The following is a 24,509-nucleotide window of genomic DNA, read 5'->3' on the forward strand; positions in this document are numbered from 1 at the left end:
TTGCAGGGTGCTGAACGAATTCTGGGCCACCGCGCCAACCCGCTACAAAGTGCTGGTCTTCAGCGCCATGGGACTGATCGCCGTCGGCGTCATCCTTAACCTGGTGGGCAACACCAGCGGCAACTCCTGGCTGGCCATGGCGTCGCTGCCGGTCATCGGGCTGGGACTCGTCCTGCACGTCGCTGGCATGGTGGTCCGTGGCCAGGCAATCCAAAAGAAACTTCGCCGCTAAGCCTCAAGGGACACCCGCCTCCCCAACCCTTCACCTTTTTTCTGCCGCTCAAGAGCCTGACGATAGGCTTGGGCCCATGACTATCAATCCGGACCTGCAGGGCCGCAGCTACCCTGCCGCAGAGGTGTACGACGTCGGCCGCGAGAAGATCCGCGAGTTTTCCCGCGCCGTGAAAGCCACCCACCCTGCACACTTCGACGTCGAGGCCGCCAAAGCCCTGGGCCACACAGACCTGGTGGCCCCGCCGACCTTCGCCATCATCGTCGCCCAGCGGGCCGACGCCCAGCTCATCGAGGACCCGGAAGCCGGCATCGACTTCTCCCGCGTGGTCCACGCCGACCAGCGCTTCACCCACCACCGCCCCATCTTCGCCGGAGACCAGCTGGTGGCGGAACTCCACGTGGACAGCGTCCGGGCCATGGGCGGGGGAGCGATGATCACCACCCGCTCCGAAATCTTCGCCCTCGGCGCAGGCGAATCCCGGGAACCAGTCACCACCACCACGTCATCAATCCTGGTCCGGGGAGAGGGACAGTAACCATGAGCCTCAGCATCCACGAACTCAGCCCCGGCCAGGAGATCGGCAGCCGAAGCATCGAGGTCACCCGCACCGACCTGGTCAAGTACGCCGGCGCCTCCGGTGACTTCAACCCGATCCACTGGAACGAGGCCTTTGCCACCAGCGTCGAGCTGCCCGGCGTGATCGCGCATGGCATGTTCACCATGGGTTCCGCTGTGCAGCTGGTCACCGACTGGGCCGGCGACCCGGCCGCCGTCGTCGACTTTCAGACGCGCTTCACCAAGCCCGTCCTGGTCACCGACACCACCGGCACAGCTGAGCCCGGCGCCACCATCGAGGTCAGCGGCATCATTGGAAAGCTGGACGCCGAGGCCAACACGGCGCGCATCGACCTCACTGTAGTTTTCGCTGGCCAGAAGGTCCTGATGAAGGCCCAGGCCGTCGTCGCGCTTTCCTAGTCCGCGTTGGCATCACAGCCAGTTGTAAAAAGTACTGAGGGAGGATGCCCGGTTGGGCAGCCTCCCTCAGTCTTTCAAGGCGATCCGGCCGCGATCAGTAAGCCGCCGTCAGTAGGACGAAGCGGCCGCGTTGTAGGCAGACTGGATGACGGAGCCCCAGTAAGGTCCGTACATCCTGGTGGAATTGTTCCCGTAGCCGTAGCTGTTGACCGGGTTCTGGTAACCGCCAGACGACGTTCCGATGAACCAGGGCCCGCCCGAGGAAGCACCCGTCATGTTGCACGGGATCCCCTGCGAGTTGAACCGCGGGTTGTAGGGATCGTTGGTTGCGGTGCCCGAGCAGCTCTTGAGGGTTTCTCCGTTGAAGGGTGCTGCTGCCGGGTAGCCGAATGCCTTGTAGCCAAGGCCGCGGGCCGCAGCGAACCTCACTCCGGAGGCTCCCACGACGTCAGCAAGATTGCGGCCGTTCAGCTGCGACATGACCGCGAACCCGGTGTCCTACTGCATGCTGCCCGTCGAGCTCCACTGGGTTGGCGCATAGAGGGCCTTGGCCGTCCACTTGCCATAAGGCGCTGCGCCATTGAGGTAAGCAGGAACAAAGGTGAACCTCGTCGCGAAAGCTCCGGGTCCCTCATTGAGGCAGTGGCCCGAGGTGGACACCGTGTTCCTGTTGGTGGAGGCCACCGAGTTGGCCGAGCAGACATAATCCGCTCCGCTTAGGGTGAAGAACACCTTGCCGATGTGAGGTACCGGTTCTCGCTGGCATTTGCCATGGGCTGGACTGCCGGCTCCGAAGCCTTGATTTTGGTTTCAGCTCCCTTGCCGGCGGCTTCTTCGGCGTGGACGGCATTGGTCTCCTGGCGTTGAAGCGCCTTCTTCGCGAGTACATCGCCGGGTATGGCAGCCCGCATCCGGTCAGGCGTCCAGTAGTCAGCACTGGAGGAGCCGGCGATCCTGGTGCTGGTCACGCCGGGAACTTCCTTGTTCTCTGGCGCAGCAGGCGCCGCCGTGGCTCCCCCTGCCGAGAGGGTGACCAGTGCGTCTACAAGTATTGTTACTGCATTTTTGAAGCTGTTGGGTGGCAAGGGGCAGCAGCAGGTGCCACAGAGTCGCGATGCTTTCCCTAGTACAGTGGTCTGGTGACTCCCAGGATGCTTTCCGAACTGACCACGGCCGCCGTCGGAGGTCCTGCCGGCACGTACATCGAGGCCCGCACCGAGACCGAGATCGTTGACGCCGTCCGCACTGCCGACGCCGCGGAGGAGCCGCTGCTGATCATCAGCGGAGGCTCCAACCTGCTGATTTCCGACGACGGGTTCCCCGGTACCGTGGTGAAAATCGCCTCGGAAGGCTTCACGGTCAACGCAGAAGATTCGTGCGGCGGCGTTGCCGTGGTGGTGCAGGCGGGCCACAACTGGGACAAGCTGGTGGAACACGCGGTTCTCCATGCCTGGTCGGGGATCGAAGCCCTGGCCGGCATTCCTGGCTCCACCGGGGCCACTCCCGTGCAGAATGTGGGCGCCTATGGCTCGGACGTGTCCCAGACCATCGCCGCTGTCCGCACCTGGGACCGCAAGCGGAACGCCGTGAAAACTTTCACCAACTCCGAGCTGAAGTTCGGTTACCGGGACTCGATCCTGAAGCAGACCACCGTAAACGGTTCACCCCGGTATGTTGTGCTGACCGTGGAGTTCCAGCTGCCCATCGGGCGGATGAGTGCACCCATCCGGTACGCGGAGCTGGCGCGCTCGCTGGGCGTGGAGCAGGGAAAGCGGGCCTACGCCACGGACGTGCGCCGGGAAGTACTGAGGCTGCGTGCATCCAAGGGCATGGTGTGGGACGCCGCCGACCGGGACACCTACTCCACCGGCTCCTTTTTCACGAATCCAATTGTGCCGGGCGAGGTGGCCGGGGCGCTGCCGGAGACGGCGCCACGTTATCCTGCCGGCCAGGACGGGCTGGTCAAACTGTCCGCTGCTTGGCTGATAGACCAGGCCGGGTATGGCAAGGGTTTTGGCCTCGAGCCGGACAGCGTCTCCGGCGGACGCGCATCACTGTCCACCAAGCACACCCTGGCCATCACCAACCGCGGTTCAGCCAAGGCGGCGGACGTGGTGGCCGTGGCGCGCGAGGTGCGCGCCGGCGTCGAACGCCGGTTTGGGATCACTCTGCACGCCGAACCGCTGCTCATCGGCTTGGAACTGTAGACGGTCCGTTTCTGCTGCCGGCCTCGACCCCGGCGGGGACGGTGAGTCCCATCAGGGCATCAGGGCAGAGGCCCAGCCGGCGCTGGTCAGGTAGAGCCCCAGGAACAGCCAGACGAGCAGGCCTGGGGCTGCGGGCTCACCATCCCGGCCGTAATGCAGGTCGCCAGGCCGCAGGTGGCGACGGCGAGCGACAGGACCCAGAGGACCCTCCCGGCGCGGGCGTGCTGCCGCCAGTCGCGGAGAACACGCAGCTGGCCCCGATTCACGCTGATCCCAGGGAAGAGCACGGCGTAGCCGGACGCCGTTCCGCCCGGCATCCACCGCTTTGTTCCTGAATCAAGCAACTGCCACAAACTCCCCAAAGTCATCTCCTACCCTAACCGGCCGTGTTGACGGACTCTGTCCGGCCGTAGGATGGGGCCATGACTGGGAAGCGTCTTACCGGTGCGGTCCTCGGCAGGCTTCGACTGGTGTCCCAGCGGCTGGTGCCTGCCCCCGTTGTGCCGACCGTCGGGCAGCTGGCCGATGTGCAGTCCGCCATCGCCGGGACGGTCCGCTGGATGACCGCCCTGCAGGCCCAGGACCTGCCGGCAGCCCTGTGGGCAGTGGGTACCAGGGTGCCCGGAGCGGGACTCAGCGATGTCCGGGCTGCCCTCGATTCCGGCGCGGTGGTGCGCTCCTGGCCCATGCGCGGTACCTTGCACCTGGTGGCGCCGGAGGATCTGGGCTGGATGCTGGAGCTCACCGCGGAGCGGCTGACCAAGGGCGTCGCCTCCCGGCACAGGGAGCTCGGCATCACATGGGCGGACATCGAGAAGTGCCGTGACATAGCACTGGACCATCTGGCCGGTGGTGCAGCCGCCGGCAGGCAGGAGCTGTTCCGGATATTCCAGGCAGCAGGGCAGCCCACCCAGGGCCAGCGGGGCATCCATATCCTGGGGACGCTTTGCCGGCACGGCTGGCTGGTCCTGGGGCCGCTGCCTGGAAACGAGCAGCTGTTTGCGGCCTTCGATGACTGGATCCGGGTGTCACGCCGCCTGGAGCGGCGGGAGGGGGTGGCAGAGTTTGCGTTGCGCTACTTCCGCAGTCATGGCCCTGCCACCGTCCGGGACTTCGCCTGGTGGACGCAAATTCCCCTGAGGGAGGCGCGGGCGGCGTTCGAGGACGTCAAGGACCAGCTGGTGGAGCTGGAATTCAAGGGGGCCAGCTACTGGCTGTCCCCGGAGGCGGGGGCGCTGCTCGACGGCGGTGTCCCCGGCTCGCGGTCCGTCCTCCTGCTTCCCGGCTTCGACGAGTTCCTGCTGGGGTACCAGGACCGGAGCGTGGTCCTGGCAGTGGAGCATGCGAACAGGATCGTGCCCGGCGGCAATGGCGTCTTCAAGAAGACCCTGGTGGCCGGGGGAGAGGTGACCGGCACGTGGGCTCGGGAAGGCACGGGCCCGGGCGCCGGCGTCGTGCCTGAACCCTTTGACGGGGCCCGGCCGCTGGGGGCCACCGCGCGGTCTGCCTTCAACCGTGCCGCCGGGCGCTACCTCGCATTCCTGCAGAGTTGACTGCGACGCTCTCTCACTTAACGTGCCTTTCCCGCCCACGCTCTCGCAGTCCTTTACGGGAGTGCGAGCGCGTACAAAGGGTGTTAAACGCAGCCGGCCCTGCCCCGCTTAGCCCGGTGCCGGTCAGCAACGGTTACGCGGGACAGGGCCGTCGTAAGGAACCTGCGGGTTACAGGTTCCCGGTGGCGATGTTCAGCATGCGGCGCAGCGGCTCGGCGGCGCCCCAGAGGAGCTGGTCGCCCACGGTGAAGGCGCTGATGTACTGCGGGCCCATCTCCATCTTGCGGATGCGGCCTACGGGGATGTCCAGGGTGCCGGAGGCGGCCACGGGGGTCAGTTCGGCCATGGAGGCCTCCTTGGTGTTGGGAACCACCTTCGCCCACTGGTTGTCCTCGTCCAGGAGCTTTTCGATCTCGGCGACGGACAGGTCTTCGCGGAGCTTGAGGGTGAGCGCCTGGGAGTGGGAGCGCATGGCACCGATGCGGACACAGAGGCCGTCCATGATGACGCGGTTCTCGTCGGAAGTGCCCAGGATCTTGTTGGTCTCAACCCCGGCCTTCCATTCTTCCTTGGACTGGCCGTTGCCCAAGTCCGCGTCAATCCAGGGGATCAGGGAGCCAGCCAGGGGAACACCGAACTGGGTGGCGTCGATTTCCGTGCGCTGGTGGGCCAGGACCTTGCGGTCGATATCCAGGATGGCCGACGCCGGGTCGTCCAGTTCCGTGCTGACCTCGGCGTTGAGCGTGCCGAACTGGCTGAGCAGTTCGCGCATGTGCCGGGCGCCGCCGCCGGAGGCAGCCTGGTAGGTCATGGAGGTGCCCCACTCCACCAGTCCGTTCTTAAACAGGCCGCCGAGGCCCATCAACATGCAGGAGACCGTGCAGTTGCCGCCGATGAAGTCCTTGGTGCCGTTGACCAGGCCCTTGTCGATAACGTCGCGGTTGATCGGGTCCAGCACGATGATGGAGTCGTCGTTCATGCGCAGTGTGGAGGCGGCATCGATCCAGAGGCCGTCCCAGCCGCGGCTGCGCAACTCACCGTGAACCTGCTTGGTGTAGTCGCCACCCTGTGCGGTGACAATAATGGGCAGCTTGGCCAGCGTATCGACATCGAACGCATTTTCGAGCTTGCCGGCGCCTTCGGCGAAGGAAGGCGCGGCACCTCCCGCGTTGGAAGTGGAGAAGAACACCGGGTTGATGTTGGCGAAGTCGCCCTCGTCCTGCATGCGCTGCATCAGGACGGAACCGACCATGCCGCGCCATCCGACCAGGCCGACGGAAGGGGTAGCTGCTGTAGTCATTGGACTATTTTAGACGCCGCAACCGCCAGGGCGCAGTCGGTTACGTCACTCCCGCCAGGCCTGGATGCCGTGCATGGCCCTCAATCGACCGGCCTCCCCGGTGCGCCGAGCGGCTAGCCCCGTTTCGATTCCTCCACAACAGCTGCTTTGCGTGCCCGCAGCGCGAAGAACGCCCCGAACGCGAAGACCTGCGTCACCACCACCAGCACGATGGCGCCGGCGATCTTGTTGCCGCCCAGAATCATGGTGAGCCCAACAATCGCGGAGAGCAGCGCCAGCAGGGGGAGCAGCATGTAACCCAGGACGAAGAGGGTTTCCGGTTTCTTCAACATTCCTAGCCCTCAGTCCTTGACCACTTGGTGAATCGGTAGCGGGTGCCGTTGGCGGCCGTCAACCAGCCGTCCGGCGGTACGGAGACGGTAGCCTCCCAACTGGTGCCAAGCTCTGGAGCGAACGTGTCGCCGTCGGCCTTTACATCGATGGTGGTGACCACCGCGACGTTGGCGAGGGCGGTGGACTGGCGGAAGATCTCGCCGCCCCCCAGGATCCAGACGGTGTCGCCCCCGTCGACGAACTGCGATTCGAGCAGGGCGTCATCCAGCGAAGGAACCACGACGGCGCCCTCCGCCTCGGGTGTGTCGGCCCAACTTCTCTGCCGGGTAATGACAATGTTCGTTCGCCCGGGAAGGGGCCGGTACTTCTCCGGGAAGGACAGCCAGGTCTTGCGGCCCATGATCACCGGGTGCCCGATGGTCAGTTTGGTGAAGTGCCTGAGGTCCTCCGGCAGATGCCAGGGCATGTCCCCGTCCTTGCCGATGACGCCGTCAGGGGTCTGGGCCCATATCAGGCCAACGCCAGTGACGGAGGCTGCCAATTCCTCCGTGAAGGACTGCGGATCGGTGGAGTAATCGGTGCTCATACAGCGATCGGCGCCTTAATAGTGGGGTGGTGCTTGTAGCCCACCACGTCGAAGTCCTCCAGGGTGTAGTCGAAGATCGACGCCGGCTTCCGGGTGATCTTCAGCTGCGGGTACTCATAGGGTTCCCGCTCCAGCTGCTTGAGGACCTGGTCCATGTGGTTCTCGTAGATGTGCACGTCACCTCCGGTCCAGATGAACTCGCCGGGTTCCAGACCCACCTGCTGGGCCACCATGCAGGTCAGCAGTGCGTAGGAGGCGATGTTGAAGGGCACGCCCAGGAACATGTCTGCGGAGCGCTGGTACAGCTGGCAGGAGAGCCTGCCGCCGGCCACGTAGAACTGGAAGAACGCGTGGCATGGGGGCAGCGCCATGTCGTGAAGTTCCGAGACGTTCCAGGCGGACACAATGTGCCGGCGGGAGTCCGGGTTGCACTTTAGGTTTTCGATGAGTTCCGCGATCTGGTCTATGTGCCCGCCGTCAGGCGTGGGCCAGCTGCGCCACTGGACGCCGTAGACGGGTCCCAGGTCCCCGTCCTCGTCAGCCCATTCGTTCCAGATGGTGACGCCCTGGTCCTGCATCCACTTGATGTTGGTGTCGCCGCGCAGGAACCACAGGAGTTCCACCGCCACGGATTTGAAGTGCACGCGCTTGGTGGTGATCAGCGGGAAGCTTTTGCCCAGGTCAAAACGCATCTGGCGGCCAAAAACGCTGGTGGTTCCGGTGCCGGTGCGGTCCGCTTTATGCGTGCCGGCAGCCAGGACATCGCGCAGGAGGTCTTCATAGGGAGTTGGGATGCTCACGCCCCAAGTCTATCCGGCTTGGGCCGGGCGTCCGGGAACCGGACCCCGGCCGGGGTCAGTCGTCAAACGGCTTGAACTGCTCCACCGCGACGATCCTCTTCCGTCCGCCGGGCGCCACGTGGCACACCACCAGCTCGCCCGGCGACAGATAGGGCTCCTTCGCCGGCAGGAGGATGCGCAGGTGCGGGGACATGTGGTGGGCGAGCTGCCCGAACACCGTGGGAAGCGCCGGGCGGTGCGTGCAGACGGCCACCGCGCGCTGCTTGTCGAAAAGCGCCTCGATGACGGCTGCAGTTTTCTTGGGGCTGCGCTGATGCCGGTGTTCGGTAAGCGCCTCTGCGAGCTTCACCTTCGCGCCCGCGGCTTTTGCATAGGGGGCGACGGTTGCGACGCACCGCAGCCAGGGACTGGTCACCACCCGCAGCGGTTTCCAGGCATGCAGAAGCCTGCTCACAGCCTTCGCCTGCCGTGTTCCGGTGGCGGCGAGGGGGCGTTCGCCTTCAGCCTTGCTCCAGGATGAGCGCGGCTTGGCCTTGGCGTGACGGAGAACCAGGAGCGGCCACGTATCCAGCTCCCCGCGCCTGTGCGCTTCCTGCAGGGCCTTCAGGGGGACGACGTCGGAGGGATTGGACAGCAGTGACGCCGCCTTTTCGGGGAGGCACCACATCAGGCTGTCCACCTCCTTGCCGTCCGGCAGCAGCCTTGCTCCGTTCACCTTGACGGCCCAGTAGTGGACCACCTTGAGCCCGGACGGCACGTGGTAGTGGATGGGCGGCAGCGGGATACCCAGCTGCGCCGTAAGCCCGATCTCCTCCTGAATTTCCCGGACAGCGCACTCAGGGATGGTTTCGCCGTCGTCTATCTTGCCCTTCGGCCATGACCAGTCGTCATAGCGCGGCCGGTGGATCAGCAGCACTTCAAGCCGGTCCTTCACCACCCGCCAGGGCAGCGCTCCGGCAGCCGTTACTGCTACTGGTTCCCCCGGATGGTCTGTCTGGTCTGCTACGAGTGCATCGCTCGACAGGACAGTGGCTTCAACGTCGCTCGACAAAACAGTGGCCCTTTACCGGCGGCTCAGGCTGCGCTGCCGGGGGCGGGACGCCAGCAGAAAGGACTGGACGTCCTCAAGAGGTCTGCCGTCGTCGGAAAGGTGGTGCCGGCTCCAGTTTCCCTCGTGGTCCAGGTGCCAGCTGGAGGTTCCCGGAGCCATGTAGCGCCGCAGCAGGTCAAGGACATAGTTGATGTCATCGGCGCTGGCCAGCTGGACCAGTGCTTCCACCCTGCGGTCCAGGTTGCGGTGCATCATGTCCGCCGAGCCGATGTACACCACGGGGTCCCCGGCATTGGCGAAGGCGAACACGCGGGAGTGTTCCAGGAACCGGCCCAGGATGGAGCGGACGGTGATGTTCTCGCTGAGGCCCGGCACTCCCGGGCGGAGGGAGCAGATGCCGCGGACCACCACGTCCACCTTGACGCCCGCCTGAGAGGCACGGTACAGGGAATCGATGATGGCCTCGTCCACCATGGAGTTCACCTTGATCTGCACGCGGCCGGGTATTCCCGCGCGGGCATTGCGGATCTCGGTCTCAATGCGGTCGATCAGTCCCGAGCGCACGGAGCGCGGTGCCACCAGCAGCCGCTTGAAAGTGGACTTCGGGGCGTAGCCGGAGAGCTGGTTGAACAGCTTGGACAGGTCCTCGCCCACTTGGTCGTTGGCAGTCAGCAGGCCCAGGTCCTCGTAGTAGCGTGCCGTCCGGGGGTGGTAGTTGCCGGTGCCGATGTGGCAGTAGCGGCGCAGCCCATCAACCTCCTGACGCACCACCAGGGACAGCTTGCAGTGGGTCTTGAGGCCAACAATGCCGTAAACCACGTGCACGCCGGCCTGCTCAAGCTTCCGTGCCCAGGAGATGTTCGCCTGCTCATCGAAACGGGCCTTGATCTCCACCAGGGCCAGTACCTGCTTGCCGGCCTCCGCGGCGTCGATCAGCGCGTCAACGATTGGAGAGTCGCCGGAGGTGCGGTAGAGGGTCTGCTTGATTGCCTGGACCTTGGGATCGGCCGCGGCCTGCTCCAGGAAGGCCTGGACGGAGGTCGAGAACGAGTCATAGGGGTGGTGCAGCAGGATGTCCCGGCGGCGCATGGCAGCGAAGACGTTGGCGGCCTTGGACGTTTCGGACTCGTTGAGGAAACGGGAAGTGTGCGGGACGTGCTTGGGGTAGTGGAGGTCCGCGCGGTCGATCCCGGCGATAACGGACAGTCCGCGGAGGTCCAGGGGAGCCGGTACCGAGTACACCTCCGATTCCTCCACCCCCAGTTCGCGGATCAGGAGCGCCCGGATGTTGGGGTTGATGTCGTTGGTGACCTCGAGCCGCACCGGCGGGCCGAAGCGTCGCCGCAGGAGTTCCTTCTCGAGGGCTTGCAGGAGGTTCTCGGCGTCGTCCTCCTCGACCTCCACGTCCTCGTTGCGGGTAACGCGGAAGGTGTGGTGTTCCAGGACCTCCATGCCGGGGAACAGCTTGTCCAGGTGCACCGCGATGACATCTTCCAAGGCAATGAAGCGGGCCACGCGCCCGGGCACGGCGCCTGCGCGCGGGCCATCAATGGAGATCAGGCGCGGCAACTGGTCCGGCACCTTGACGCGCGCGAACAGTTCCTTGTCGCTGATGGGGTTCCGCACCACCACGGCGAGGTTCAGCGAGAGGCCTGAAATGTAGGGGAACGGGTGCGCCGGGTCCACCGCCAGGGGCGTCAGGATGGGGAACACCTTTTCAGCGAACATCACACTGAGCTGCTGCCGGGCAGCATCATCCAGTTCATCCCACTGCATCAGGTGGATGTGCTCGTACGCCAGTGCGGGCCGGATTTGCTCCGCATACACCTGCGCGTGCCGCTGCTGGAGCCGGTGGGCTTCCTCGCTGATCTGTTCAAGGACCTCCACCGGGCTGAGGCCGGCAGGGGAGGGGACTGCCAGGCCGGTGGCAATGCGCCGCTTGAGGCCGGCCACGCGGACCATGAAGAACTCGTCAAGGTTGGAGGCGAAGATCGAGAGGAAGCTGACGCGTTCCAGCAGGTGCAGGGTGGGATCCTCGGCCAGTTCCAGGACCCGGGAGTTGAAGGCAAGCCAGCTCAGCTCACGGTCGAGGAAGCGGTCCGGCCGGATATCGCCTTCGGGCTGCAGGTTGGGCGCGAACTCGGGAATGTCGATGCGGTCCTGGGTGGCCCGTGACGCCGGAACCTCCGACGAACCGAAGCGGGCACGCACCGGCACCGCAACGTCCTGGGACGTGGCTGTTCCGGAAGGTTCCGGGTTCATGGCATCTCCTTTACCTGGCCGTTGATGCTGGCGCTTCCGGCCTGCGCGGTTCTGCTTCAACCTTACAAGCATTCATTGCGCCCAAGCCCGCTGATTTCCCGTCTGTCCCCTCCACGTCAGCCAGGGGGCTAACCCGCTGGCACCGGTCCATACATGACGTCCATGTCCCACCGGGTAAACCCCAGCCGGCGGTATAGCGCCACAGCGGGTGCATTATCAGCATCGGTGTACAGCATGACGGCGTGCAGCCCCAGTTCCTGGAGGTACTTGATGCCGGCTACCGTGAGTGCCTTGCCAAGGCCCATGCCCTGCGCTTCGGGGGCCACGCCCACGGCGTAAACCTCACCAATGGCAGGATGCGCGCCGTGCCGGGGGTGCACTTTGGTCCAATGGAAGCCGAGCAGCCGGCCCTCCCTGTCCTCGGCGAGGAGGAAACCTGCAGGGTCGAACCAGTCCTCGGCCATCCGCGCCTCCAGGTCGGCGCGCGTCAGGCTCCCTTGCTCGGGATGGTGGGCAAAAGCCGCCCGGTTCAGCGCCAGCCAGGCGTCCTCGTCGCGGCCCGGGACAAAGGCCCTCAGTGACACCCCCTCCGGCAGCACCACCTCGGGAAGGTCCGCACCCGCCGTCGTCAGCCTCATTTTCCACAGCTCACGGATGGGGCCAAAGCCGTAGCGGGCAGCGAGGTCGGCCGCGGCTTCATGATTGCCGTGGGACCAGGCCTTCAACCCGGCCAGTCCTCGGCTGTCCTTGAGGGCGCCCACCAGGCGGTCCGCCACGCCCTGGTTCCGGTAGCTGGGGTGCACCGCGATTTCCAGTACTCCGGTGCCGTCCGGTGCTTCCACCACCACCGCGAAACCGGCAAGGTCCTGGCCGGTGGCGGGGTCTGAGTCCTCGTCCGGGGCATACAGCGCCAGGGTCATCAGCGAGTGATCGCCGCTGTCCCCGGCCTTCATGGTCACCAGGGTCTGCTCGGAAATGGAGGGGTTGCCGTCTGATTCCTCCGCAGCGGCCAGGAGATCCCGGCAGTCCTTCAGGAGCTGACGGTCAACGCCGCCGCGTTCAGCATGGACAGGCCACTTCTCAGGGTGCGCTGGAGTCATGAGGCAAGGCTATACGGGAAGCGCGGAGGATGGTTCAGGCCTCTGTCAGCTCATCTTCCTGCTGGCGCACCAGCGTGAGGCGGTATCCCACGTTGCGCACGGTGCTGATGAGGTTCTCGTGGTCCGCCCCCAGCTTCGCGCGCAGGCGCCGGACGTGGACGTCCACTGTGCGGGTGCCGCCGTAATAGTCGTAGCCCCATACCTCGGTGAGCAGCTGCTGGCGGGTGAAGACGCGCCCCGGGTGCTGCGCCAGGTATTTCAGCAGCTCGAATTCCTTGAAGGTCAGGTTCAGAGGGGCGCCGTTCACGCGGGCGGTATAGCTCGCCTCATCGATGATGACGCCGGCGGCACGGATCTCCGTGGGCGCGTCCTCCTGCTCCGGGACCGCGCGCGCAACGGAAAGCCTGATGCGGGCCTCCACTTCCGCGGGACCGGCGGAATCAAGGACTATGTCGTCCACTGCCCAGGCGGAGGAAACGGCGGCCATGCCGCCTTCGGTGAGGATAAGGACCAGCGGGGCGCTGAGGCCTGTCGCCTTAAGGAGCTGGGTCAGTGAGCGGGCACCGACCAGATCCTTGCGCGCGTCCAACAGGACGATGTCGCAGGGATCGGTCTCCAGCAGCGCAGTGGGCTCGGCAGGGAGAATATGGACCCGGTGGTTCAGCAATTCCAAGGCAGGCAGGATGTCCACCGAAGTGCCAGTGCTGTTCGTCAAGAGCAGGATGTGCGACATTGTTCCTCCAAGGGCCGTCCGCGCATCATTGGGCGACTGAACCGGATTTTCACCGGCCGGTACTGGCTTCCTGCTCCGGTATCGGGCCACGGGTAAAGCGCCGGCCGGCCACCTCAGCAGGGAGCGTAGCTGAGCCTTGAGTATACCCGGCAGCGTGTCCGGAGCCACGGATCCGGCCCCGAAAAGGGTACGTTTTGCGACATATGCGGTTCATATAAGGCAGGATTGAGGCAGGGCCCCGACGCCCTCCCGGGAAGAGCGGCCCCGCCTTTCCAGGTCGACGCCAGGATGGGATTGCAGCGCAGTGAGTGCACAAACTAAGTCCAGGCCGGGCTCCGCATGACCGCGGAGCTGCAGGCGCCTGCGCGGTCTTTGGGCTCCTGGACCATCGGGGTTGCGGGAATGGCAGGCCTCGCCGCCATTGTTGCCGGTGTCTACACGTCGCGGGAGGCGCTGGTGGCCCTGGCCGTGGCCATCGCCGCCGCCATCGGTTTCGGCTGGCCGCACTTCCTTCGTATTCCGGCCAAGAAGACCTTGGCCGCCGTAATTGCGCTGCCAGGTGCCGGGGCCGCGGTCGCTGCCGGCTGGACGCCGGCACCCGGATACCTGGACTGGACCCCCTCGTTCATTGCCCTGGGCATGATGGCGGTCTTCGTGGTGCAGTTGATCCGCGGTACCGGCCAGGCCCAGCGGCTGGAATCCACGCTCGGGTGCTGCGCAGGGGTACTGCTCGCTTGCCTGGGATCCGGATGGATAGCAGGTGCGCGCTTCAACGGCGTCCGCGAGATGCTGCTCGTGGCGGCCATCAGTGCCGCGGTGGCCCTGCTTGCCGGGCTGATCCGCTGGCCCGACAGCATCGTGGCGCCCCTCAGCATCGTCATGGCAGGGCTGGCCGGGCCGCTGGCCGGGCTGGTCTTGTCGGATATCGCCGTGCTGCCCGCCGTCGTCTTCGGCGTGGTGGTGGGGGCAGTGCTGGCGAGCTTCCGCCGGCTTGCCACCCTCCGCGGCGCGCCCCTGAACATTCCTGCGGCCCTGAGCATGGGCCTTGCCCCTGTTGCAGCGGTGGGATCGCTTGCCTACTTCATAGACAAACTACTCATCTACTAACGCGTTAGGATGGCATCATGTCCGTACTTGCTTTTGAAATCTTCTTCCTTGTCCTGCTCGGCATCGCCAGCCTCGCCATGGCCTGGTTTGCCGGCTTTGTGGTCTACCGCCTCTTCAAAGGCCAGAAGTAGACCTCCAATTTCCGGAGCTAGCCGTTTCCAGAGGTAATTGCTGTGCCCATTGAGATTCCGACAGATCTGACCCCGGAACTTGTTCCGCTTTCCTGGCTCATTGGTGAGTGGGAGGGCCGCGGCCGCCTTGGCAGCGGGGACGAGGACTCCGAGCACTTCATGCAGCACGTGTCCTTTACCCACAACGGGCTGCCCTACCTTCAGTACCGCGCAGAGAGCTGGCTGACCGACGACGACGGCACGCGCCTGCGGCCGCTCACCGTCGAGACCGGCTTCTGGGCGCTTGAGCGCAAGCAGCTTGATGCCGACGGCGGTCCGGGCCTTATCCCCGCGGATATCGTTCCAGCGCTCAAGAGCGCGGACGAGGTGGAGGCGCTGCGCAACAGCGAGGGCGGCTTCGACATCTCGGTGTCCATCTCGCACCCAGGCGGCATTTCCGAGCTGTACTACGGGCAGATTAAAGGCCCGCAGATCCAGCTCACCACGGACATGGTGATGCGCGGCAGCCATTCGAAGGATTACAGTGCCGCCACCCGGATCTTCGGCCTGGTGGACGGCAACCTCCTTTGGCGTTGGGACGTAGCCGTGGGCGGCAAGGAAGGCAAGGGCCTGGAAGCGCACGCCTCAGCCTTCCTTAAGAGAGTGTCCTGACTCCTCCCGGTACTGATTGGGGACATTTGCAGGCCCCAAACCGGCCTTGTCGCGAAAACCCGGAATACTGCTGAGCCCCAAGGACTTCTACTCAATATGACTACTCCCAGCCCCCTGTTGTCGCGCCCTGGCGCCGTCGAGGCGGCCGGCGCGGACGCCGGCGTCGCCGCCCACTACGGTGAGCCCCTCCGGGAGCAGCGCGCCCTCGCGGCCGGAACCGCCGTCGTCGACCTCTCCCACCGCGGCGTGGTCACGGTGGCCGGTCCGGACCGCCTGAGCTGGCTCAACACCCTTTCCTCGCAGCAGGTTGCCGGCCTCCGCCCGGGTGAATCCAGCGAACTGCTCCTCCTGAGCGTCCAGGGCAGGATCGACTTTGATGCCCGCGTGATTGATGACGGCGGGACCACCTGGCTGATTGTCGAGGCCGCCGAGGCCGCACCGCTGGCAGGGTTCCTCAACAGGATGAAGTTCATGCTGCGGGTGGAAATCGCCGATGTTTCGGCGGACTGGGGGGTCATCGGCAGCACCAAGGCTGTGCCCGAGTGGCAGGACCTGCTGTTCTGGCAGGATCCGTGGCCGCACGTGGGGGCGGGCGGGTACTCCTACGCGACTGTTCCGGAGGGAAGTCACCCCGGGCTGGAACGCCCCTGGTTCGAATACCTGGTGCCCGCCGCCGAGCTGGAGCAGAGGGTGGCCGAGCGGACGCTCGCGGGAACGCTCGCGGCGGAAGCGCTGCGGGTGGCTGCCTGGCGGCCAAGGATCGGTGCCGAGACGGACGACAAGACCATTCCGCACGAACTGGACCTCCTCCGCACGGCCGTCCACCTTGCCAAGGGCTGCTACAAGGGGCAGGAAACGATCGCGCGTGTCCACAACCTCGGGCACCCGCCCCGCCGGCTCGTCTTCCTGCAGCTGGACGGTTCGCAGCACACGCTGCCCCAGGCCGGAAGTCCGGTCCTGCTGGGGGAGCGGAAGGTAGGAACAGTCACCTCCGTGGCCCAGCACTACGAGATGGGCCCGGTTGCCCTGGCAGTCATAAAGCGTTCCGTCGGCCCGGATGAAATACTGACGGTCCTGGATGGTGATGAGCCTTATCCTGCCGCCCAGGAAATCATTGTTGCCCCTGACGCCGGCCAGGTCGTGGGGCGCCAGACCGGATTCCTCAAGGGGCCACGCGCATGACCGACAACACCTCCAATCCAACGGCAGGGCCCGGCGACGAGACGCTGGCCCTGGCGGAGACGCTCTTCCAGGCTGCCAGGGAGGGGAATACCGCGCTGCTGCGTGCCTATCTGGAGGCGGGGGCTCCCGCCACCCTGACGAACGCCGCCGGTGACTCGCTTCTGATGCTGGCCGCCTACCATGGCCATGCCGAGACCGTTCAGCTGCTGCTTCAGCATGGCGCCGACGCCGGCGGCACCAATGACCGGGCCCAGACTCCGCTGGCCGGGGCCGCGTTCAAGGGTTACCCCGACGTGGCCCGCGTCCTGCTGGACGCCGGGGCCGATCCTGACGCCGGTACCCCGTCTGCCCGGGCCGCCGCGCAAATGTTCGCCCGCCAGGAGATCCTCGATCTCCTGGGTTAGTTTCGCCGGGTTCCGCCCGGCAGCCGACACCCCGTGAAGGATGGCCGAGTGGAAAACGTAGCAAAGCCCTGGCCGGCCCTGTGGTCGCTGGTGATCGGGTTCTTCATGATCCTGCTGGACACAAACATCGTGTCCGTGGCGAACCCGCGGATCATGGAGGCCCTCCGCGCTGACATCAACTCGGTGATCTGGGTGACCAGCGCCTACCTCCTGGCCTACGCCGTCCCCCTGCTGATCACCGGCAGGCTGGGAGACCGCTTCGGACCCAAGAAGCTTTATCTCACAGGGCTGGTGGTATTCACCCTGGCTTCGCTGTGGTGTGGGCTGTCCATGAACGTGGAAACCCTCATCGCGGCCCGCGTACTGCAGGGTCTCGGAGCCGCGATCATGACGCCCCAGACCATGGCCGTCATTACCCGTATCTTCCCGCCGGACCGGCGCGGTGCGGCTATGTCCATCTGGGGCGCCACGGCCGGCATGGCCACGTTAGTGGGCCCCATCCTGGGCGGCCTCCTGGTGGACGGCCTTGGCTGGCAGTGGATCTTCTTCATCAACCTGCCCATCGGCGTCGCAGGCTTCATCCTGGTGCTGCGGAACGTCCCTAACCTCAGCACCCACCCGCACAGGTTCGATATCCCCGGCGTCGTGCTCAGCGCCGTCGGACTGTTCCTGCTCGTTTTCGGAATCCAGGAAGGCGAGACTTACAACTGGGGCACCATTGCCGGGCCGGTCAGCGTGTGGGGACTCATTATTGCAGGGGTTGCCGTGCTGGCCGCGTTCGGGCTGTGGCAGCGGTTTAACAGGGGCGAGCCGCTCCTGCCGTTGGGACTGTTCCGGGACCGGAACTTTTCCCTCGCCAACATCGGGATCACTGCGGTGGGCTTCACGGTGACCGCATTCGGCCTGCCGCTGATCTTTTACTATCAAATGGTCCGCGGCCTGACTCCCACCCAGTCCGCGCTCCTGATGGTGCCCATGGCGGTGATCTCCGGCGGTCTGGCGCCGGTGGTGGGAAAGATCGTGGACCGGGTCAACCCCAAGTACCTGGCCGCGGGAGGCCTGGTGCTCATGGCCGCGGCGCTGGTGTGGAATTCCGCCCTTATGCATCCGGGCACGCCCATCCTGATGTTCCTGTTGCCGAGCGCCGTCCTTGGCTTTGCAAACGCCGGTATCTGGGCTCCCCTGAGCACCACCGCAACCAGGAACCTTCCGCCGCGGCAGGCCGGAGCAGGTTCGGGCGTCTACAACACCACCCGCCAGTTTGGCGCAGTGCTGGGCAGCGCCGCCATTGCCGTGCTCATCCAGGCACGCCTGGCTGCCGAGCTGCCCGCGGGCCGACAGGCGGGAGCAGCGGGTGAGGGGATGGCCCTGACCGGCACGCTGCCGGAGGCCCTGCACAGCGGATTTTCGACGGCGATGGGCCAGTCGATCCTGCTGCCCGCCGCGGTGGTCCTGGTGGGGGCCGCGGTGGCGCTGTTTTTCGCTAAACCTCAGCCCGTTGACGGCTGGGGCGGGCGCGGCGAAGCTGCCCGGTCAGGCAAGGCGCTGTCAGCCAAGGTGGACGCTGGTCTGGATTCCGCCAGCTGACAATCCCAGCTTCCGGGCCAGCGCCAGTGAGCCGGTATTGCTGACGTCGGTCCGCCACTGCAGGGTAAGCCCTGCCGTCAGTGCTTCATGGGCGGCGATGGATGCAGCCAGTGTTCCCAGGCCCTGCCGGCGCCATTCCGGATCCACCAGGACACCCAGGTGGGCCAGCAGCCCTTCCCACTCCGCATACGCACCGCAGGCCAGCGGCACCCTTTGGCCGTCAATCTCCTGGACAATTGTGTAGCGGTTCTCCAGGTCCGACAAGCCAACCTCGTTGACGTCGTCCGGCGGGCACCGGCTTTCAAGCTCGATCGTCTCCGGGTTGCCGTGGGAGACGGTCATGTCCTCTGCCGGCTGCTTGACGGGCAGGTCATCCGCGAAGAAGAGTGCCGCAGCGCCCAGGCCGTGGCCGCCGTGGGACCGGGTGAGGGTCAGGAGTGTGACGTGCTGCGCCATTTCCTCGTCCGGAATGTCGGCAGCGGCGTCGATGATCCACTGCGGACCCACCAGGGCGGAGCTGCCGAACAGCCGGATGAACTCCACGGTGCGTACTGACTCGTCGGCACGCACAATCCGTTGTCCGCTCGCCAGTGCTGAGCTGAAAGCGTTGTCCTCCAGGCCCAGGCGCCGTGCCCAGGCAAGCTGGATGATGGCGGCGGAACCGGGGTCTAGTGTCATGCTCCCAGCCTAGGACGGACAGCAGACCCAGCCGAACAGGACACCACGGCCAGGCAGGACTGCTCAGCCAAAGAGGACGGCGGCTTCGTCGTAGCGCTTTTGCGGGACAGTCTTGAGCTGTCCAAGTGCTGCCTGGAAGCCCACGTGCTCGATGTCCGTGCCCTTGAGCGCCACCATGGTGCCCCAATACCCCTCCACTACGGAGTCGATGGCGGCCATGCCCAGCCGGGTGGCCAGGACCCGGTCGAAGGCGGAGGGGACGCCGCCGCGCTGGATGTGGCCCAGGATGGTGGCGCGTGTTTCGATGCCGGTCCGGGCTTCCAGTTCGGGGGCGAGCTGGTCTGCGATGCCGCCCAGGCGGGGGCGGCCGAAGGTGTCCAGGCCGCGCTCGGAGTGCGGGGTTTCCATGTGCTCGGGCACGAAGCCTTCGGCCACTACCACCAGCGGCGCGCGGCCGCGGGCGTGGGCTTCCTTCACCCATTCGGTGATCTGGTCGATGCTGACCTTCTGCTCGGGGATGAGGATGGCGTGCGCGCCTGCTGCCATGCCCGCGTGCAGCGCGATCCAGCCCACGTGCCGGCCCATCACTTCGGCGATCATGCAGCGGTGGTGGGACTCGCCGGTGGTCCTGAGCCTGTCGATGGCTTCGGTGGCGATCTGCACTGCGGTGTCGAAGCCGAAGGTGTAGTCGGTGGCATCGAGGTCGTTGTCCACCGTCTTGGGAACACCGACGATCTTCAGCCCGGCGTCGGTGAGGCGCTTGGCAGCCGCCAGGGTTCCCTCACCGCCGATGGCGATGATGGCATCGATGCCCAGGCGGTCCATGTGGGCCTTGATGACCTCGGGTCCGCCGCCGTTGTCGAACGGGTTGGTGCGGGAGGTGCCGAGGATGGTGCCGCCCTGCTTGGCGATCCCGCGGACCATGGTCCGCGGGATGTCGATGATGTCGCCCTCAACAACGCCGCGCCATCCGTCCAGGAAACCGACGAATTCGTGGCCGTGGATGGCTATGCCTTTAAGGACGGCGCCGCGGATCACGGCGTTCAATCCGGGGCAGTCGCCACCGCTGGTAAGGATTCCAATTTTCATGTCTCGCTCAAATCCTGGGAAGAGGGTTTACAGGCAGAGCGCCACGCTGAGCTCACATAGAGTCTAGTGCGGTGTGTGGGGTACGACACAAACCGGTTACACAAGGGTCCCGCTCCAAGTAGCAGGAGCGGGGCCCTTGTCCCGGCGGTCTTCCGATGGGGTTTACGGGCGGTTCAGAGACCGCCGTTCAAGGAAAGTCTGCAGCGGAATGACGTTCCGCTGGTCCGGCAGGATGGCCCAGGCGAGGAGGTAGAAGACGAAGGCCGGGCCGGGGAGGAGGCAAAAGAGGAGGAACGCGATGCGGACGTAGGCAACATCCACGTTGAGCTTTGCTGCGATTCCGCCGAGAACGCCGCCCAGGATGCGTTGCGGTCCGCGTTTCAGGCCTGTGCCCCTGACGATGCTGAAGAACTTGTCCATGGCTTAAGATTTCCCTTTTGTGGTGCCATTGTCACGTTTTCGGGCCGATAGGAGTCCCCCGACCACCAGCGCCGCGCCTGCCCCGATCATGAGCCCGATCAGGACATATGTCCCGTTCAGGGTGACGATGCCGAGCTGCGCGATGATGATCAGGGCGGCGAGGGCCAGGACTATCAGGCCCCAGACGATGGTTCCTACCCGCGCTCCGGAAGCTGGGGCCGGGGAGTCACCTCCCGCCGTCGTGCTTCCCGGAGCGTAGGGGTCCGGAGCCGGTGTTTCGCTGCTCATGTCAGTTACCTTCCTGGATGGTGACGTTGCTGACGGTGCCGTTGATCTGGATCACCAGGTGGCTGCCGGGCTTGTCGGTGTTGTAGCTGCTTTCGCGGGTGGTGATGCCTCCACGCTGGTCCCCGTGTTCGTTCAGGTTGCCGAGGGTCATGTCTGCCCTGACCTGCACGGGCACCTCATCCGGGATGAGCACCGTGACGTTGCTGGCCGTGATGTCCAGCGGGACGCGCACTTCCGATTCAAGCGGGGCCTCGAGGGCCAGCTCCGTCAGGTCCACGGTTCCGCTGCCGGCGGTGATGTCGAACCCGTCGCTTGCCTGCTGGATGCTCGTTGGTGTCCAGTCGAAGTCCTGGAACCGGACGCGCTCCCCATTGTTGCCCACGACGTTGAAGATTCCTCCCGTGATGAGGGCTGCCACCGCGAAGAACGAGAGGATGCCCGAGGTCCTGCCGCGGAGGCCCAGAAGGACGATGCCGATGCCGAGCACGGCTGCGGCGCTGGCCCACGCGATGGCGTTGGCTGCATCGCCCAGGTCGATGACGTTCGTGAGATCCAGCGCCTTCAGTCCGGCACCCGCCAGCAGGGCGGTGCCGGCGGTGATGGCGACGGCGGGGGCACCGGGCCCGGTGGGCCGCACCTTGGCTGCGGGCGGCGGAACAGGTGATGGGCTGCTGCCGCCATATCCTCCGGCGCCCCATCCCGCACCGCCGGACCCGCTGGTTCCGTACGGGTTGCCGCTGAACGGGCCGCTGCCTGCGACATCCGAAAAGGGCGGAGCTGTTGTACCGGTGGCGCCCGTTGAGTAGGCCGTGGTGCCGGACGCGGCTGCACCCCGCGGAGTTCCCGCAGCGGTTTTGTTCCGCTGAACCAGGTAGGAGATCAGGTAGATGGTGCCGCCGACCCAGAACACAGTCCAGAGGAAGAAACCGAAGCCGTGGTTGTTCCAGCCCCAGAAGCCGTTGCCCAGGCCGCTGAATCCAAGCACCACGGTGATCAGGGAACCCGTCATGCCACTGGTCCATTGGCCTGCGCCGGCTTCCTGGACGTGGATCCTGCCATCAGGCTCGGGCAGGAAGGCCCATGCCAGGCCGTAGAAGAGCACGCCGATGCCGGCGAAGAGGGCAAGGATGATGAAGACGCCGCGGACGATCAGCGGGTCGATTCCCATGCGCTGCGCGATACCGCTGGAGACGCCCCCCACCCAACGGTCCTGGCCGCGGGTGATTCCCTGGCTGCGGACCCAGGTGAAGAAATCAGTCTGCTGGTTTGGCGCGCCCGGGTAGGAGTAGTTTCCGGCGGCCGGGCCGTCCTGCACCGGGGGAATCCGGGGTGGCGGATCGTTAGGGCCTGGATCCTGGGGCCGCGGCTGGTGCGGGTAGTCCCCGGCGGATTCCCGGTGCGGTTCACTTGCTGATTCACTCGTTGATCCGTGAGTGGATTCCTTTGATGACGCAGAGGGCAATGGCGGCGGCAGCAGGGGCTCAGTGCGGTTTTCCCGCCTGGGAAGGGGCTCTGTTGGGTTTTCATTTCCCCGGTTGGCAGGGGGCTCCGTCGGCGTGCTGTCGTTGGGGGTGGGAGTGTGCGGGTTCATGCTTCGATCCTCCCGTCCGGGGTGCCGCGGCCTCTACTGGGGGACACCCTGAACTGTCCCTGAGAGGCCCCCGGTTCAGGCTTGCAGCGCGTTCAGGGGAGCCTGATCCGTGCTTGGATTGATCCATGACATCCGCCCCCGAACGCCCGCCACTGGTCCGCCGCAGCGACCGGATCATCGCGGGTGTTTGCTCCGGCCTGGCTGTGCATCTTGGGCTGCCGGTGAACACCGTACGCCTGGTGATGGTGCTTGCGTCCTTCGCCGGTGGGATAGGCGTCGTCTTTTACGCCTGGCTGTGGATCATGGTCCCCACCGCGTATGAAAGCGCACGACGGCAGGGGCGCCGCCCGGCGTCGCCCATCGCTCCCGCCGTGAGCCGTGCGCCGGGAAGGTCCGACGACGGCAGGGGCACCGCCCATGCGGGCGCGGGCGCTGCCGCCGGTGGAGCCGGCGGGCCCGGCGATGACAGGCCGGCTGCGGAAGCGGCACCTCCGCCGTGGCTCCGGCTCCAGGACATGCGGTACGCGAAGGAGATCCTGCTCGGCGTGGCGCTGCTGCTGGTGGCGGGCATCCTGACTGCGCAGTTGCTGGGCGTGGACGTTCCCTTGGGAACCCTGATTCCGGCCGCTGCTGTTCTAGGCGGCGCATCCATAGCGTGGATGCAGCTCGATGAGACCCGGCGTGCAGGCCTCGTGGACAAGACCAAAGCTAACCAGGCCGGGGGTTGGGCACGGCTCGTGGCCGGGCTGGCGTTGGTGGTGGCCGGCGTGCTGGTCATGGTGTCCGGCTCCGGTTCATGGGAACAAACCTGGTTGGCGTTGCTGGCGTCCGTCGCCGTTCTTGGCGGGGTGGTGCTGGTCCTGCTCCCGTGGGGGCTGAAGTTTTGGCGGGACCTTGAGGCCGAGCGGGCCGGCCGCATCCGCGAAACCGAGCGCGCGGAAATCGCAGCGCACCTTCACGATTCGGTGCTCCAGACGCTTGCACTGATCCAGCGGCGCGCGGCCAACGAACACGACGTCGTCCGCCTCGCCCGCGCACAGGAGCGGGAACTCCGGAGCTGGCTGTTCGATGACCCGGGCAAGGATGCCGGGCAGTTGTCCGACCGGATCAAGGCCGTGGCCGCGGAAGTGGAGGACCTGCTGGGCAACGCGGTGGACGTGGTCAGCGTGGGGGATACCGCCGTCACCGAGGGCCACGCGGCCTTGATCCACGCCAGCCGTGAGGCCATGCTAAATGCCTCCCGCCACGGCGGAGGCACGGTCTCGGTCTACCTGGAGGTATCGGGTGGGCGTGCCGAAGTCTTCATCAAGGACCGCGGCCCGGGCTTCGAACTTCGGAACGTCCCGGAAGACCGGCTGGGCGTGCGGGAGTCCATCATCGGCCGGATGAACCGGCACGGCGGCAGTGCCACCATCATCAGCACCAGCGACGGTACGGAGGTGCGGCTGGGCTTTCCGGCTGCGCAGCCGGAGAAGGTTCCGCCGGTGCAGCCAGACAGGGTGCAGCCGGCCACTAGGGAAGGAAGGCCATGAATTCGATGCAGGGAACCGGCAACGGGACGCCCGGGGCCGGAAAGTCTGTCCGCGTGGTGCTCGTGGATGACCACGCGATTTTCCGCTCCGGGTTGAAGGCTGACCTGGACCCGAGCATCCAGGTGGTGGGCGAGGCAGCCACGGTGGAGCAGGCCATCGCCGTGATTGCGCAGGAGCGGCCGGACGTGGTGCTGCTGGACGTGCACCTGCCCGGCGGCCTGGGTGGCGGCGGCAGGGAAGTCATTGCCGGTTCAGCTGCCCTGCTGTCCACCACGCGGTTCCTCGCCCTTAGTGTCTCGGACGCGGCAGAGGACGTTGTGGCGGTGATCCGGGCCGGGGCCCGGGGCTACGTCACCAAGACCATTTCCGGAGCGGATATTACTGACGCCGTCTACCGGGTTGCCGGGGGAGACGCCGTCTTCTCACCGCGGCTGGCAGGCTTTGTTTTGGACGCGTTTGGCACGGCTCCGGCTGACATCGCTGACGACGAACTGGACAGGCTCTCCGCCCGGGAACTGGAGGTCATGCGCCTCATCGCGCGCGGGTACAGCTACAAGGAAGTGGCCAAGGAGCTGTTCATCAGCATCAAGACGGTGGAAACGCACGTCTCCGCGGTGCTGCGGAAGCTGCAGCTCTCCAGCCGGCACGAGCTTACCAAGTGGGCCGCCGAGCGCCGCCTCCTCTAACCACCCCCGGACGCTCTCTCAGTTGCTG

25 protein-coding genes and 1 pseudogene are annotated in these 24,509 nt (G+C 65.9%); 12 read left to right on the forward strand and 14 right to left on the reverse strand.

The window, feature by feature from the left end; all coding sequences use genetic code 11:
- Positions 1-7 precede the first annotated feature (7 nt).
- The 3 genes from FDW81_RS05350 to FDW81_RS05360 all read left to right on the forward strand — a co-directional run bounded on the left by FDW81_RS05350 (position 8) and on the right by FDW81_RS05360 (position 1,210).
- Positions 8-232 (forward strand): DUF3188 domain-containing protein, encoded by a 225-nt coding sequence (locus FDW81_RS05350; RefSeq protein WP_138133124.1) that lies wholly within the window; start codon positions 8-10, stop codon positions 230-232.
- A gap of 76 nt (positions 233-308) precedes the next feature.
- The gene (locus tag FDW81_RS05355; protein WP_138133125.1) at positions 309-770 is read left to right on the forward strand and encodes a MaoC family dehydratase N-terminal domain-containing protein; all 462 of its coding nucleotides are present in this window, start codon (positions 309-311) and stop codon (positions 768-770) included.
- Positions 771-772: 2 nt separating this feature from the next.
- On the forward strand, positions 773-1,210 hold the full coding sequence (locus tag FDW81_RS05360; RefSeq protein WP_138133126.1) for a MaoC family dehydratase: 438 nt from the start codon (positions 773-775) through the stop codon (positions 1,208-1,210).
- A 108-nt stretch (positions 1,211-1,318) separates the two neighbouring features.
- Here the strand turns inward: FDW81_RS05360 and FDW81_RS05365 are convergent.
- Positions 1,319-2,295 (reverse strand): annotated as a pseudogene (locus FDW81_RS05365) (serine protease).
- A gap of 54 nt (positions 2,296-2,349) precedes the next feature.
- Between FDW81_RS05365 and FDW81_RS05370 the strand changes: the two are divergent.
- Entirely contained in the window at positions 2,350-3,417 is a 1,068-nt protein-coding gene (locus FDW81_RS05370; protein WP_138133127.1) for a UDP-N-acetylmuramate dehydrogenase, read from the forward strand.
- Between the two features lie 422 nt (positions 3,418-3,839).
- A complete protein-coding gene (locus FDW81_RS05375; protein ID WP_138133128.1) occupies positions 3,840-4,970 on the forward strand; it encodes a winged helix DNA-binding domain-containing protein in 1,131 nt (376 codons plus the stop codon).
- Between the two features lie 169 nt (positions 4,971-5,139).
- Here FDW81_RS05375 and asd read toward each other — a convergent pair whose 3' ends face one another.
- The 8 genes from asd to FDW81_RS05415 all read right to left on the reverse strand — a co-directional run bounded on the left by asd (position 5,140) and on the right by FDW81_RS05415 (position 13,135).
- Positions 5,140-6,270: an aspartate-semialdehyde dehydrogenase gene (asd, locus tag FDW81_RS05380; RefSeq protein ID WP_138133129.1), complete on the reverse strand. Its 1,131-nt coding sequence runs from the start codon at positions 6,268-6,270 to the stop codon at positions 5,140-5,142.
- Positions 6,271-6,383: 113 nt separating this feature from the next.
- Positions 6,384-6,602 carry an NF038396 family protein gene (locus tag FDW81_RS05385; RefSeq protein WP_138133130.1) on the reverse strand — a complete coding sequence of 73 codons (219 nt, stop codon included), beginning with the start codon at positions 6,600-6,602 and terminating at the stop codon, positions 6,384-6,386.
- 2 nt (positions 6,603-6,604) lie between these two features.
- Entirely contained in the window at positions 6,605-7,189 is a 585-nt protein-coding gene (locus FDW81_RS05390; protein ID WP_138133131.1) for a dihydrofolate reductase, read from the reverse strand.
- Complete coding sequence (locus tag FDW81_RS05395; RefSeq protein WP_138133132.1) at positions 7,186-7,989, reverse strand: thymidylate synthase; 804 nt, start codon at positions 7,987-7,989, stop codon at positions 7,186-7,188. Before FDW81_RS05395 ends, FDW81_RS05390 begins: the two co-directional genes overlap by 4 nt.
- A gap of 55 nt (positions 7,990-8,044) precedes the next feature.
- Positions 8,045-9,013 carry an NUDIX hydrolase gene (locus FDW81_RS05400; RefSeq protein WP_138133201.1) on the reverse strand — a complete coding sequence of 323 codons (969 nt, stop codon included), beginning with the start codon at positions 9,011-9,013 and terminating at the stop codon, positions 8,045-8,047.
- Positions 9,014-9,052: 39 nt separating this feature from the next.
- Positions 9,053-11,302: an RNA degradosome polyphosphate kinase gene (locus FDW81_RS05405; protein WP_138133133.1), complete on the reverse strand. Its 2,250-nt coding sequence runs from the start codon at positions 11,300-11,302 to the stop codon at positions 9,053-9,055.
- Between the two features lie 128 nt (positions 11,303-11,430).
- Positions 11,431-12,402, reverse strand: a complete 972-nt coding sequence (gene mshD / locus FDW81_RS05410) for a mycothiol synthase (RefSeq protein WP_138133134.1) — start codon at positions 12,400-12,402, stop codon at positions 11,431-11,433.
- A 34-nt stretch (positions 12,403-12,436) separates the two neighbouring features.
- On the reverse strand, positions 12,437-13,135 hold the full coding sequence (locus FDW81_RS05415) for a response regulator transcription factor (RefSeq protein ID WP_138133135.1): 699 nt from the start codon (positions 13,133-13,135) through the stop codon (positions 12,437-12,439).
- Between the two features lie 339 nt (positions 13,136-13,474).
- Here FDW81_RS05415 and FDW81_RS05420 point away from each other — a divergent pair, with 339 nt between their 5' ends.
- From FDW81_RS05420 to FDW81_RS05440, 5 genes are all read left to right on the forward strand, one after another.
- Positions 13,475-14,242, forward strand: coding sequence for a permease (locus tag FDW81_RS05420; protein WP_138133136.1), 768 nt, complete (start codon positions 13,475-13,477; stop codon positions 14,240-14,242).
- Positions 14,243-14,415: 173 nt separating this feature from the next.
- On the forward strand, positions 14,416-15,024 hold the full coding sequence (locus FDW81_RS05425; protein WP_138133137.1) for an FABP family protein: 609 nt from the start codon (positions 14,416-14,418) through the stop codon (positions 15,022-15,024).
- A 96-nt stretch (positions 15,025-15,120) separates the two neighbouring features.
- Positions 15,121-16,206, forward strand: coding sequence for a folate-binding protein YgfZ (locus tag FDW81_RS05430; RefSeq protein ID WP_171027115.1), 1,086 nt, complete (start codon positions 15,121-15,123; stop codon positions 16,204-16,206).
- Positions 16,203-16,610, forward strand: coding sequence for an ankyrin repeat domain-containing protein (locus FDW81_RS05435; protein WP_138133138.1), 408 nt, complete (start codon positions 16,203-16,205; stop codon positions 16,608-16,610). The genes FDW81_RS05430 and FDW81_RS05435 overlap by 4 nt, the downstream gene beginning before the upstream one ends.
- Positions 16,611-16,658: 48 nt before the next feature.
- Positions 16,659-18,197, forward strand: coding sequence for a DHA2 family efflux MFS transporter permease subunit (locus FDW81_RS05440; protein WP_138133139.1), 1,539 nt, complete (start codon positions 16,659-16,661; stop codon positions 18,195-18,197).
- Here the strand turns inward: FDW81_RS05440 and FDW81_RS05445 are convergent.
- The 5 genes from FDW81_RS05445 to FDW81_RS05465 form a co-directional block, all read right to left on the reverse strand.
- Positions 18,159-18,875, reverse strand: coding sequence for a GNAT family N-acetyltransferase (locus FDW81_RS05445; protein WP_138133140.1), 717 nt, complete (start codon positions 18,873-18,875; stop codon positions 18,159-18,161). The two genes, FDW81_RS05440 and FDW81_RS05445, sit on opposite strands and share 39 nt — an antisense overlap.
- Positions 18,876-18,938: 63 nt before the next feature.
- Positions 18,939-19,964 carry an ATP-dependent 6-phosphofructokinase gene (locus FDW81_RS05450; RefSeq protein ID WP_138133141.1) on the reverse strand — a complete coding sequence of 342 codons (1,026 nt, stop codon included), beginning with the start codon at positions 19,962-19,964 and terminating at the stop codon, positions 18,939-18,941.
- Positions 19,965-20,126: 162 nt separating this feature from the next.
- On the reverse strand, positions 20,127-20,384 hold the full coding sequence (locus tag FDW81_RS05455) for a PspC domain-containing protein (RefSeq protein ID WP_138133142.1): 258 nt from the start codon (positions 20,382-20,384) through the stop codon (positions 20,127-20,129).
- A 3-nt stretch (positions 20,385-20,387) separates the two neighbouring features.
- Positions 20,388-20,672, reverse strand: coding sequence for a hypothetical protein (locus FDW81_RS05460; protein WP_138133143.1), 285 nt, complete (start codon positions 20,670-20,672; stop codon positions 20,388-20,390).
- A 1-nt stretch (position 20,673) separates the two neighbouring features.
- A complete protein-coding gene (locus tag FDW81_RS05465) occupies positions 20,674-22,263 on the reverse strand; it encodes a PspC domain-containing protein (RefSeq protein WP_138133144.1) in 1,590 nt (529 codons plus the stop codon).
- A gap of 125 nt (positions 22,264-22,388) precedes the next feature.
- Between FDW81_RS05465 and FDW81_RS05470 the strand changes: the two genes are divergently transcribed.
- Both FDW81_RS05470 and FDW81_RS05475 read left to right on the forward strand, forming a co-directional pair.
- The gene (locus FDW81_RS05470) at positions 22,389-23,795 is read left to right on the forward strand and encodes an ATP-binding protein (RefSeq protein WP_138133145.1); all 1,407 of its coding nucleotides are present in this window, start codon (positions 22,389-22,391) and stop codon (positions 23,793-23,795) included.
- Positions 23,792-24,481 carry a response regulator transcription factor gene (locus FDW81_RS05475; protein ID WP_171027116.1) on the forward strand — a complete coding sequence of 230 codons (690 nt, stop codon included), beginning with the start codon at positions 23,792-23,794 and terminating at the stop codon, positions 24,479-24,481. Before FDW81_RS05470 ends, FDW81_RS05475 begins: the two co-directional genes overlap by 4 nt.
- Positions 24,482-24,509 lie beyond the last annotated feature (28 nt).

Origin of the sequence: Pseudarthrobacter sp. NamB4, from assembly GCF_005796185.1 — a bacterium.
In the GTDB taxonomy this organism is placed as follows: domain Bacteria; phylum Actinomycetota; class Actinomycetes; order Actinomycetales; family Micrococcaceae; genus Arthrobacter.

Excerpts from the sequence above, each read along its gene's own strand:
- FDW81_RS05375 (WP_138133128.1), top strand. The coding sequence starts at position 3,840 with ATGACTGGGAAGCGTCTTACCGGTGCGGTCCTCGGCAGGCTTCGACTG.
- FDW81_RS05405 (WP_138133133.1), bottom strand. The coding sequence starts at position 11,302 with ATGAACCCGGAACCTTCCGGAACAGCCACGTCCCAGGACGTTGCGGTG.
- FDW81_RS05430 (WP_171027115.1), top strand. The coding sequence starts at position 15,121 with ATGACTACTCCCAGCCCCCTGTTGTCGCGCCCTGGCGCCGTCGAGGCG.
- FDW81_RS05435 (WP_138133138.1), top strand. The coding sequence starts at position 16,203 with ATGACCGACAACACCTCCAATCCAACGGCAGGGCCCGGCGACGAGACG.
- FDW81_RS05460 (WP_138133143.1), bottom strand. The coding sequence starts at position 20,672 with ATGAGCAGCGAAACACCGGCTCCGGACCCCTACGCTCCGGGAAGCACG.
- FDW81_RS05450 (WP_138133141.1), bottom strand. The coding sequence starts at position 19,964 with ATGAAAATTGGAATCCTTACCAGCGGTGGCGACTGCCCCGGATTGAAC.
- asd (WP_138133129.1), bottom strand. The coding sequence starts at position 6,270 with ATGACTACAGCAGCTACCCCTTCCGTCGGCCTGGTCGGATGGCGCGGC.
- FDW81_RS05420 (WP_138133136.1), top strand. The coding sequence starts at position 13,475 with ATGACCGCGGAGCTGCAGGCGCCTGCGCGGTCTTTGGGCTCCTGGACC.
- FDW81_RS05475 (WP_171027116.1), top strand. The coding sequence starts at position 23,792 with ATGAATTCGATGCAGGGAACCGGCAACGGGACGCCCGGGGCCGGAAAG.
- FDW81_RS05465 (WP_138133144.1), bottom strand. The coding sequence starts at position 22,263 with ATGAACCCGCACACTCCCACCCCCAACGACAGCACGCCGACGGAGCCC.
- FDW81_RS05385 (WP_138133130.1), bottom strand. The coding sequence starts at position 6,602 with ATGTTGAAGAAACCGGAAACCCTCTTCGTCCTGGGTTACATGCTGCTC.
- FDW81_RS05355 (WP_138133125.1), top strand. The coding sequence starts at position 309 with ATGACTATCAATCCGGACCTGCAGGGCCGCAGCTACCCTGCCGCAGAG.
- FDW81_RS05360 (WP_138133126.1), top strand. The coding sequence starts at position 773 with ATGAGCCTCAGCATCCACGAACTCAGCCCCGGCCAGGAGATCGGCAGC.
- FDW81_RS05390 (WP_138133131.1), bottom strand. The coding sequence starts at position 7,189 with ATGAGCACCGATTACTCCACCGATCCGCAGTCCTTCACGGAGGAATTG.
- FDW81_RS05415 (WP_138133135.1), bottom strand. The coding sequence starts at position 13,135 with ATGTCGCACATCCTGCTCTTGACGAACAGCACTGGCACTTCGGTGGAC.
- FDW81_RS05445 (WP_138133140.1), bottom strand. The coding sequence starts at position 18,875 with ATGACACTAGACCCCGGTTCCGCCGCCATCATCCAGCTTGCCTGGGCA.
- FDW81_RS05470 (WP_138133145.1), top strand. The coding sequence starts at position 22,389 with ATGACATCCGCCCCCGAACGCCCGCCACTGGTCCGCCGCAGCGACCGG.
- FDW81_RS05455 (WP_138133142.1), bottom strand. The coding sequence starts at position 20,384 with ATGGACAAGTTCTTCAGCATCGTCAGGGGCACAGGCCTGAAACGCGGA.
- mshD (WP_138133134.1), bottom strand. The coding sequence starts at position 12,402 with ATGACTCCAGCGCACCCTGAGAAGTGGCCTGTCCATGCTGAACGCGGC.